Genomic DNA, 11,478 nt, shown 5'->3' with positions numbered 1-11,478 from the left:
ATTAATGATGAAAGTTATGAGACAAACTTTTGGTTTTATTATTACCTGTTTTGTTGTTCTTGCATTGGCAGAGCCGCTGAATGCCGGAACGAGAAAGAAGAAGAAGGTAGAAGAGAAGAAAGTAACCCCTTACGAGAAGCTATTTCAAGGGAAGAAGGTGGAAACTGTATGCGGTATGGTAACCCTTCACAAGGTGGACGGAAAGGTCTACTTCGAGTTTCCCATGAAATTGATGGGAAGGGATATGTTGTTGGGTTCTACGGTTTCGGAGATTAGTGATAATGGTAATGCTTTAGTTGGACAGAAGGTAAAACAACCCTTGCATATAAAGTTCACGTTGCGGGATAGTACAGTGGAGATGCGGGAAGTGACCAACAGGGCTCGCCGCCAGATATACACGGATTACACGGAAGAAGGGGTGCTGAACGCTTTGGCTCAGGGAGTGGGATGTCCCGTGATGGAGGGCTATAAGGTGATGGCGTATAATGCCGATAGTTCGGCGGTTGTGTTCGATATGACCGATTTCTTGGTAAGTGATAACAAGCGGCTCGATCCGTTTGACCCGAACGGTAAGAAAGCGATGTATGGGGCTTGTGCCCGGCGGGCTGCTTTCAAAAAAGATTTATCCTATGTCGATCAGCTTAAATCGTTTGAAGATAATATGTCTATTACTTCTAGTTTGAGTTACGTGCAGGATTTGTTGTACATGGGAATCGTGGTGGTGGCTTACCAGGAACCCGTGACGATAAAAGTGAATCGGTCGTTTGTTTTATTACCGGAAAAACCTGTCATGCACGCCCGTGTTGCTGACCCTCGTATCGGGTATTTTACTTCTTCGCAAGAGAAGTTGACGAAAGATGCGGACGAAGTGAAGACAATTACTTTTGCCAATAAATGGGATGTGCGCCCGAAAGATGTGGAAGCGTATAAACGGGGTGAATTGGTTGAACCCGTGAAACAGATTGTTTTCTACGTGGATAATAAATTCCCGGAGGCTTGGAAGCAACCGATTCGTGAAGCTGTTTTGGAGTGGAATAAGGCTTTCGAGAAAATTGGGTTTAAAAATGTGATGGCTGCTAAGGATTTTCCGACGGATGATCCGGAATTTGATCCTGCTAACCTGAAATACAATTGTATTTATTACGCTCCTATCGGGATTGCGAATGCCATGGGACCCTCTTGGGTCGATCCACGTAATGCCGAGATTATTCAAGCATCTGTATTTGTGTATCATGATGTGATTCAGTTGGTGAATGATATGCGTTTTGTACAGACTTCCCAAGTGGATCCTCGGGTGCGCACGATGAAGATGCCGGAAGACGTGTTGGAAGAGAGTATGCGTTATATCGTGGCTCATGAAGTGGGGCACTGCCTGGGACTGATGCACAATATGGCTTCTTCGGCTTCGATTCCTACGGAAAAATACCGGGATAAAGAGTTTATGGCGAAGTACGGGACGACCCCGTCCATCATGGATTACGCGCGTTACAATTATATTGCGCAACCGGAAGATGAAGGTATAGCGTTGACTCCTCCTCGTTTAGGCGTGTACGATTTCTATGCTATCGATTGGGGGTATCGTTTCTTCCCGGATGCAAAAACATCGGAAGATGAAGTCCCTTATTTGAATAAAATTATTGCCGATAAGATGGGTGATCCCATGTATCGCTACGGGAAACAACAATTGTATTACGGTATATTCGACCCGACTTCTTTGACGGAAGACTTGAGTGACGATGCGGTAAAAGCCGGGGAGTACGGAATCAAGAATTTGAAATACATTATGAATCACTTGAACGAGTGGTTGGACGGACAGGATACGGACTATACTTATCGGTATAATATTTACAAGGCGATAGCATCACAATATGCCCGCTATATTTATAATGCTAAGATTAATATCGGTGGTTTCTATATTAATGAGCACATGGTGGGTGACCCTTATTCCACTTCGGCAGTTGTCCCGAGAGAAATTCAAAAACGTTCTGCCAAGTTCGTGTTCGAGCAATTGAAAGATATGGATTGGTTGGATAATATCGAGGTCGTGAAGAATCTTCCGCTGGATGGATCAATGGCTCGTTTGATTTTGAAAAATCAAGCCGCTTCCCTGTTGAACACGAAACGATTGTCGTTAGCCGTGTACCGGGATAAAAATGCTTATTCCCCGGAAGAATACCTGACGGATTTGTACGAGAGCGTGTGGTCTTCGGCTATCAAGGGAACTAACCCGACCGAGAGCGAGCGGATTCTGCAAACGGAGATTTTGAAGAACGTGATAAAAGGTGCCGATCCGTTGACCCCGAGAAGTGAAATGGATGAGGTGTTGGCTGCCGAGATGGATCATAGTATGCATTCGTTGACTACTTGTTCTTGTTGTGCCTCATTGCCAATGCCGAAATACGAGCAATGGAATATGTTCAACTGGCTGGGTAATACCCCTGCCGTGTCTGGCAATTACCCTAAAGATATGTTGAATTACTTCAACACGTTAGGTTGGAATAAAGAATTGAATGAGCGTGCCGGGTTTGACTATATTTTCTATGTATTTAATACGTCGACGAATAATAATCATCATTTGTATTACCAGTTGTTGACAAAGGTGAAGGACGTAATGGAAAAAAGGAAGAATAGCGGTTCGTATGAAACTCGTGCCCACTACGCTTATCTGCTTTCTATTGTGAATGATTTCATGAAGTCGAAGTAATGCGTGTTGTTTTTGAATGATTAATTCTTTAAGAATTTGAAGATGAAGATAAATATATACAGGGTTTTAGTCTGGTCGATCGGGCTCTTTTTTCTGACAGCCGGGGTGGGAACCGATACGGTTGCCGCTAGGGAAAAAAAGAAAGAAGAGAAGGGAAAGACGGAGGCTCCCGTGGTTCGGAAACGTTCCGTGAAATACGATCGTCTTTTCCGGGGCAAGAAGGTGGAAACGAAAAAAGGACTGGTCACGATTCACAAGATCGGGAAGAAGTTGTACTTTGAATTGCCGATGAACTTGCTGAACCGGGAATTTCTGATCGGGACGGCTGTTGCTGAGATCAGTAATAACGGTAATGTGCTGGTGGGACAGAAAGCATCTGATCCTTTGCACGTGAAATTTAATATTATTGACAGTACATTGTACATGCAGGAGGTGACGAACGCAAGTCGCCCGAACGTGTATGCGGATGAAGCCGGAATGAAAGAAGCCGTGGAAAAAAGCACGTTGACCCCGATCATGCAATCCTTTAAAATAGCGGCTTATAACCGGGATACGACGACCGTGGTGTTTGAGGTGACTAATATCTTTCTGGGGGATTATAAAAGGCTGGATCCTTTCGATCCTTATGGGTTGACTGCTGGGTTCGGGAATCTGGAGCGGAAGGCAACGCTGAACAAGGCATTGTCTTACTTGGATTCTTTTAAGGCTTTCGAGGATAATGTTTCTATCACTTCCGTGTTGACTTATCATGAAGTGTTGACCCGTAAAAATTCTGCTTACCGGCACGAGGAACAGGTGACGATGAAAGTTACCCGTTCGATCATCATGTTGCCGGAGGAGAAAGACAAGATGCGTTGGCGTCTTGCCGACCCCCGGGTAGGGTATTTTGTTTCCTCGTTTCAGCATTTCGGGATGGAGATAGACCGGAGTAACCGGACTTATTTTATCCACAAGTGGAATTTGCAACCTTCAGACATGGAAAAATATCAACGGGGAGAACTCGTGGCTCCGGTAAAGCCGATTGTTTTTTACGTGGATAATTTGTTCCCGGAATCTTGGAAAGGAGCCATTCGCGAAGGTATTCTGGTATGGAATCAGGCTTTCGAGAAGATCGGTTTTAAAGATGCCGTGCAAGTACGGGATTTCCCGACGGACGATCCGGAATTTGACCCGGAGAACCTGAAGTATTCTTGCGTGCGTTATGCCCCGATCGGTATCGAGAATGCCATGGGGCCCTCTTGGATAGACCCTCGCACGGGAGAGATTATGAATGCTTCGGTGTTTGTATATCATGATATTATCAAATTAGTGAACGATATGCGTTTCGTGCAGACTTCCCAGTTGGACGAGCGGGTGCGTACGAATAAACTACCGGAGGATGTGATGTACGAGAGTCTGCGTTATATTATATCTCATGAAGTGGGGCATTGCCTGGGATTAATGCATAATATGGCAGCCTCGGCAGCTTATCCGGTCGATTCGTTGCGAAATGCGGCTTTCACGCAAAAGTATGGGACAACACCTTCGATCATGGATTATGCCCGCTATAATTATGTGGCTCAGCCAGGTGATAAAGGAGTGAAATTGACTCCTCCGGATTTGGGTGTGTATGATTATTACGCTATTGCCGTGGGATATAAACCTGTTCCGGAAGCCAAAACAGCTGAAGAAGAATTGAAGGTCGTTCAAGGTTGGATAGCGGAGAAGTCAAATGACCCGATGTACCGGTACGGGAAACAACAACCGTACGATGAGTACGACCCGAGCGCCCTGATGGAAGATTTGGGGGATGATGCGGTGAAAGCCGGGACTTACGGGATCAAGAATTTGCAATATATATTGAAACATATGAATGGTTGGCTAGATGGAGTGGATCACAATTACGATTATCGTATCGAGATTTACAAGAATATTGTTGACCAATTTGTCGGCTACTTGAAAAATGCTTACCGGAATATCGGGGGGTATTACCTGAACGAGAGCTTCGTGGGGGACGGGAGAACTACATTTAGCGTGGTTCCGAAAAATATGCAGAAACGTTCAGCCGCTTTTGTGATGGATCAATTGCGAACGTTAGATTGGATTGATGCCCCGGAAGTGACGAAGAATCTGACTGTGGGAACGCCCAAGTCGGAAAAGATCGTGAAAATGTTTGCCAAGGCTTTGGTAAACACGAAACGGGTGTCTTTAGGGTATTACCGGGATAACAACAGCTATTCCCCGAAGGAATACTTGGATGATATATATGCGCACGTGTGGGCTTCCACGCTGAAAGGAAGGAATCTGACAAAAGCCGAGCGAATGTTGCAATACGAGGTCGTGTGCGAGATCATGAGGAAAATCAAGATTCCCAATCATCTGGAAGGTGGCGGGCGTGGAAAAAAGCCGAGGCAAGTGGAGACATTGGCAAAGGAGGTATCCCCGTTGGCTCCTGTGCAAGGTTTCGGGTTCCAATATTACGTGACGAACGTGTCAAACGATAATCAGGCTCATTTGTGGCACGCCTTACTCGTGCGTGTGCAGAAACTGATGGAGTCGAAAATGAATGGAAGTTCGTTCGAAACCCGGAATCACTATGGCTTTTTGTTGGAAAAGATTGAAGACGTGCGTAATTGGAAGTAAGTAAAGATTTATTGTAAAAACAGAAAATTAAAATATAAACAGATGAAGAGAGGTTTTATTTTATTCATGATAGTCCTTGGACTGGCGGCTTTCATGGATGTTTCTGCTGCCGGAAAAAAGGATAAAAAGAAGGTGCAGGCGGAAAAAACGGAAAAGCTGAGCAAATATGATAAGCTTTTTAAAAATAAAAAAGTTGACACGAAGAAAGGCTTTTTGACGCTGCATATGGTGGACGGTAAGATCTATTTCGAGATGCCGGTGGCATTGTTGGGAAGGGAATTTCTGTTGGGGTCTAAGATCGTGGAAACCTCGGATATGGGGAGCGGTATCGTAGGATTGATGGGATCGGCTCCCAAGCATTTCACGTTCATGTTGCAGGACAGTATGCTGATGATGCGGGAAGTGAGCCGCAACGGACAAGTACCATTGTATTCCGATTCAAAGGAAGATGGAGTGCAGGAGGCTATTCGCATCAATAGTATTCACCCGATTATCAAGTCGTTCCCCGTGATGGCTTATAATGCGGACAGTACGGCTGTCGTGTTCGATATGACCGATTTCCTGGTGGGACATGATGAAGATATGACCCCGTTCTGCTACGGAAAACGTGCCCAGGAGTACGGGCGTGCCGGACAATACGTGAATTTCAAGAAGGAGTTGTCCTATCTGGTAAGTACCAAGGCGTTTGATGACAATGTTTCTATCGTTTCCTGCCTGGGATACTGGTTTGACCTCGTGCTCGGGGGTCAATATGTTATCTCTAAAGATGAACCTTTGACGGCAAAAGTAAACCGTACGTTCATGCTGTTACCGGAAGAACCGGCTATGCGTCCCCGTTTGGCAGACCCGAGAATCGGGATTGCTACTTCTGTTCGGGAGAATATAACGACAAAAGTTGACCGTTCCGTGGAAACTCATTACATGGAGCGTTGGAATTTGCAACCTTCGGATGTGGAGGCTTACAAACAAGGTAAATTGACGGAACCGACACAGCCTATCGTGTTCTATTTAGACCCGAATTTCCCACGGGCATGGAGGACTTATATTGCGGAAGGTGTATGTGATTGGAATAAGGCTTTTGAAGCGATCGGGTTCAAGAATGCCATACAGGTGAAGGAATACCCGACGGATGATGCCGAATTTGACCCGGATAATATGAAGTACAATACGATTCGTTATGTACCCTCGGGGGTGGTTACCATGATGAGAGATGCTTCTTGGGTGGATCCTCGTTCCGGAGAAATAAAGAACGCCTCTCTGTTCTTGTTCCACGATTTATTGAAATGGAATAATATTCAACGTTTCGTGCAGACTTCGCAAGTGGATGAAGGAGCCCGTCATTTGAAATTGTCCGACGAGTTGCAAGGCGAATCCATTCGGGCGGCAGTACGTCACGAGATTGGGCACGCTTTGGGGTTAACCAATAATATGGCAGGGTCGGCAGCCATCCCGACAGATTCGTTGCGTTCTGCTTCATTTACGCGGGAATATGGCATTACGGCTTCCGTGATGGATAACGTGGGATTTAATTACGTGGCTCAACCCGAAGATAAAGGCGTCGCTTTGGATCCGAAGTTAGGTACTTATGATTATTATGCGATAAAGGTGGCTTACCAACCGGTGTTTGAAGCTGCTACCCCGGAAGAAGAATACAAGGTCGTTTCCGGTTGGATTTCTGAAAAAGCGGGTGACCCGATGTATCGTTTTGCCCCGGAACAATATTTATTGACGACTTTCGACCCTTCCGGTTTGGCTTATGATTTGGGTGACGATGCGATAAAAGCGAGCGGTTACGGGATCAAAAATCTGCAATATATCATGGAGCACATGGATGAGTGGATGGATGGGGAAGACGTTGACTTTTCTTACCGGAACGATATGTATCGTTTTATCGTGGCGCAACTGAAAGGCTATTTGTTCAACGTGTACCGGAATATTGGTTCATTCTATTTGAACGAGGCATTCGTGGGAGATCCGAATCCTGTGCTCACGGTTGTTCCTAAAGATATACAGCGGGCTTCGTTGAAGTTCGTGATTGCCCAACTGAAAGATTTGGACTGGCTGGATAAGGAAGAAGTTATTAAGAATCTTAGTTTTAACGGTTCCCAGGCAATGAAGATTTTGAGATCATACGTGGTAAAAGAGAAAAACGTGATTACGGATTTGTACCAGACAAAACGTATTTCATTGACTTATCATCGTGATCCGCAATCTTATAGCCCGAAGGAATATATCGAGGATTTATATGAACTGGTGTTTAAACCCACGATGGAAGGTAGAGCTTTGACCGATGCGGAACGAGTGATGCAGGCTGAATTTATTTCTAACGTGCGTAATGATGTGGATATTAACGGTCGGACAAGATGGTACGGGCAATATTACCTGCAAGACCGGGACGTGAATGCCGGGCTGGATGAAAATCCGGAGGACGAGGAAGAAGCTGCCGCGGCATTGGAGAACCGCATTTTCGGGCACCGCTGGGTGGTGGAAAATATTGCGGCTGACAACCAGAAACATTTGTGGTATTCCGTGTATGATAAGATAAAAGAATTGATAAAGAAACAGCGATTGACGGGAGATGCGGCTACACGTGCTCATTATGACTATCTATTGTTCCTGATGGCTCGTTCGTGGAAGGATGTTCCTAAAATCTAATAATAGGAATAGTAGTCCGGGATTCCCGGACTACTAAAAAACAGAAAATTATATGCTAACAAAATCCTGTGGATATGAATTTTAAATTTAGAAAAAAGATGCGTGAATGTTTTTTGCACACTCGTTTGATGAAATGGGTATTTTTAATCTGTTTCGTGTGTGTGATGAAAGTGGCGCCTGCGATGTCTCAACAATTATCGTTGAAATTTACGAATTCAACGATGGAGCAGGTGCTGGATGTACTAAAGAGCCGGACGTCTTACGATGTCTTGTATAACTACGAGGAAATAGCCAGAATTCCGGCAGTGACGAAAGAATTTAAAGATGCGACTGTCGAAGAGATCCTGGACTATTGCCTGAAGAACACGAGATACACTTATAGTATCGTGAATAATATTATCGTGATAAAATTGAAAGCCCCGGATGAGAAAGAGAAAAAGGAAATCAAGGAGCGCACGATCAAAGGAAAGGTGTCCGATGCAAAAGGTGAACCGCTTCCCGGTGCCACGATTATGATCAAAGGTACTACCGTGGGTGTTGCCTCTGATATTAATGGGGAATTTAAACTTACTTTCGTACCGATGGATTCTACCGTTTTGGTAGTGTCGTTCGTGGGTATGGTAACGAAAGAAGTGAAAGTAAGCAATGATCTCAAGAGTGACGAGAAACCGTTGGCTATTACTTTGGAGGAAGAAAAAAAGGAGATGGAAGAAGTGGTTATCACGGGATATGCCAACATCAATAAGAAAAGTTTCACGGGAAATGCAATTAAAGTGGATCGGGATGAGTTGCTAAAGGTATCTAAAAACAATGTTTTAGCTGCTTTACAGACATTTGACCCTTCTTTTCGCATTCAGGAAAACACAGAATGGGGGTCCGACCCGAATGCCGTGCCCGAACTATATATTCGCGGTCGTTCTGGTATTGGGGTGAAGGAATTGGATGTGGATGCCTTGTCAAAATCCAACTTGAAGGACAACCCGAACTTGCCGCTTTTCATCATGGACGGTTTCGAGATTTCAGTGACTAAACTATACGATATGGATATGAACCGGATCGAGAATATCACCCTGTTGAAGGATGCGGCTGCGACTGCCATGTATGGTTCCCGTGCGGCAAACGGCGTGGTGGTAATCACTACTGTGGCTCCGACTCCCGGTAAACTTTCCGTGTCCTATAGTATGACGGGTACGGTGACGATGCCAGATTTAACGGATTATAACCTGATGAACGCACGAGAGAAATTGGAAACAGAGGTGGCTGCCGGAATTTACAAAGATGACAAAGCGTCTGAACAATTTCTTTTGGATCGTGAATATAACAAGAAATTGGACAATGTGATACGCGGAGTAGATACTTATTGGTTATCGAAACCTTTGCGTACGGCGTTCAATCACAAACATAGTTTGTATATAGATGGGGGAACGGACGATATTCGTTTCGGCGTGGATCTGGGATATAATAATGAAGACGGAGTGATGAAAGAATCCTATCGCGACCGAATCAGTATGGGATTGTATCTGGATTATCGTATCAAATCTTTTCAATTGAAGAATTACGTGTCTTACGGGGTAACTCGTAGTGCCGATTCGCCTTATGGGACATTCTCCGATTACACGACCAAGTTGCCGTATGACGAGTACAAAAATGGTGATGGAACTTACATGAGGTCATTGGAGCAATGGCACACGAGAATGGATGACTCGGATTTGAGGAATCCTTTGTATGAAGCTAATCTGAAAAGTTTCAATCGGACGGAAAGCCACGAGTTGATTAATAACTTGAGTGCTAACTGGTATATTAATAATTACTTGCAGGTAAAAGGGCAATTTACTGTAACGAAGTCATCAAGCAAAACTCGGAATTTTATTGACCCGAAGTCTAAAAAGAATGAAGAAGAATTGGATATATCTAATTCCGTATCGGGACAATTGACGGAGTCAACCTCCGAGAGTTTAGGCTGGGATATGAATGTGATTCTGGCATACAATCGTTCGATAGAGAAACATAACGTGAACTTCTCCCTCGGTATTAATGCCACGGCAACTTCGGGAGAAAGCGTGTCGACGATATACCGGGGTTTTCCTTCCGGGGATTTCAGTGCTCCCGGTTACGCACAGGATGTTTACGAAAAACCTTCCAATAGTGATGATAAGAGTCGTTTGTTCGGATTCCTGGGAATGGTGAACTATAGCTACAACAACGTGTATCTCTTCGATGCTTCTTTGCGTGTAGATGGGTCGTCTAAATTCGGGACGGACAATAAAACCGGGTTATTTTGGTCGTTGGGAGCCGGTCTTGCCCTGCACAATTATGAGTTTATAAAGAATATCGGTTTTATTGATGAACTGAAATTGCGCGGGACTTACGGGGCCACGGGTAAAGTGAATTTTGAACCTTTTGCGGCAAAAACCGTGTATACGGTGGATGGAGAGGAGTGGTACGAGACCGGAATGGGAGCCTCGATGACTGCCATGGGAAATAAGAAACTCGGTTGGGAAACTACCTATTCAACCGACCTGGGTATAGATTTCGGTTTCCTTGACAGGTTGTTCTACGTGACGGCTTCCTGGTATAACAAAAAAACAGTAGATTTGGTAAATGATGTAACCATCCCGAGTTCAACCGGTTTTACCACGTATAAAGATAACGTGGGAGAGATGCAGAATCGCGGTTTTGAAGTGAGTGTACGCAGTAATATTATCAAAAAGCGGGATATGAACTTTTCCATTTTCGCCAATTTGGCTCACAACGAGAATAAACTGACGAAAATCTCCAGTTCATTGAGGGATTACAATGCTCGCGTTGATGCAATGTACCAGGAGTTGAAAGCGACGAATCCCGAATCAGCCAAGCCGTACAAGAAATACGAGGAAGGAACTTCTACCACGGCGATTTCCGTCGTGAAATCCCATGGAATCGATCCGGCAACAGGAGTGGAGATATTGGAGAAACGAGATGGAACGTTGACCACGAAGTGGGATTCTGCCGACCAGATCAATTATGGAGATACCGAGCCGGATATTCAAGGTTCTTTCGGTTTTAATTTCAGGTATAAACAACTGTCTTTGTATGCAACCTTCATGTACGAATACGGGGGGCAACGTTATAATCAGACCTTGGTGAATAAAGTGGAAAATGCCGACATCTATGATAATAACGTGGATAAGCGTGTACTATCGCAAAGATGGAAACAACCGGGAGATAAGGCTAAATTTAAAAAACTGGAAAGCGGAAAGAATGCAATCGTGATGACTCGTGCATCCACTCGTTTCGTGGAAGATTACAACCTCTTGTCGTTAAATTCTTTGACCTTGGGATATGATTTTTCGCAAAGGTTATTGAAGAAAGTGGGTTTGAGTATGTTGCGTTTTGAAGTTGCCGCGAATGACTTGGCTCGCTTCTGTACCGTGAAACAAGAACGAGGATTGAGTTATCCTTACGCGAGAACGATGAATTTTTCATTGAAAGCGACTTTTTAAATCATGCTCAGAGAT

At 44.6% G+C, this 11,478-nt stretch carries 4 protein-coding genes; all 4 read left to right on the top strand.

Going from position 1 to position 11,478, the window contains the following annotated elements; all coding sequences use genetic code 11:
* Window positions 1-16: 16 nt before the first annotated feature.
* The 4 genes from A3CY_RS0107315 (at window position 17) to A3CY_RS0107300 (ending at window position 11,463) form a co-directional block, all read left to right on the top strand.
* On the top strand, window positions 17-2,704 hold the full coding sequence (locus tag A3CY_RS0107315; RefSeq protein WP_240388130.1) for a zinc-dependent metalloprotease: 2,688 nt from the start codon (window positions 17-19) through the stop codon (window positions 2,702-2,704).
* A 42-nt stretch (window positions 2,705-2,746) separates the two neighbouring features.
* Window positions 2,747-5,326: a zinc-dependent metalloprotease gene (locus tag A3CY_RS0107310; protein WP_018337263.1), complete on the top strand. Its 2,580-nt coding sequence runs from the start codon at window positions 2,747-2,749 to the stop codon at window positions 5,324-5,326.
* Between the two features lie 42 nt (window positions 5,327-5,368).
* Window positions 5,369-7,981, top strand: a complete 2,613-nt coding sequence (locus tag A3CY_RS0107305) for a zinc-dependent metalloprotease (protein ID WP_018337262.1) — start codon at window positions 5,369-5,371, stop codon at window positions 7,979-7,981.
* Window positions 7,982-8,079: 98 nt separating this feature from the next.
* On the top strand, window positions 8,080-11,463 hold the full coding sequence (locus A3CY_RS0107300) for a SusC/RagA family TonB-linked outer membrane protein (protein ID WP_240388129.1): 3,384 nt from the start codon (window positions 8,080-8,082) through the stop codon (window positions 11,461-11,463).
* Window positions 11,464-11,478 lie beyond the last annotated feature (15 nt).

The sequence above is a fragment of the Butyricimonas synergistica DSM 23225 genome, from assembly GCF_000379665.1.
Lineage (GTDB): Bacteria > Bacteroidota > Bacteroidia > Bacteroidales > Marinifilaceae > Butyricimonas > Butyricimonas synergistica.
Note: the sequence above shows the minus strand (reverse complement) of the source record. Positions and strands in the feature narration are given on the sequence as shown.